Below are 208 nucleotides of genomic sequence, written 5' to 3'. Positions count from 1 at the left end.
AATGCCAATACCGCCACCGATCAACACTGAGTGGGAAGCATCAACCAAAGGGAATAAGTTTCTTGGTGCACTCACCTGCAACTGCATACCCAGTGTAAGTTGCTCAAATGCACATGTTGAACCACCACGTGACTGAGGATCTTTCAAAATACCGAGGCGAAAAATGCCGACTTGTTTAGGATCTTGGCAAAGTGAATATTGGCGTATT

1 pseudogene is annotated in these 208 nt (G+C 45.2%); it reads right to left on the bottom strand.

Annotated features, from left to right (window positions below):
• Nucleotides 1-208 (bottom strand): annotated as a pseudogene (locus AC1M9L_RS14875) (oxidoreductase); the annotation flags it as partial.

The organism is Acinetobacter sp. ANC_7511 (genome assembly GCF_056779975.1).
The sequence above is the reverse complement of the archived record's forward strand: the minus strand, read 5'-3'. Positions and strand labels throughout refer to the sequence as shown.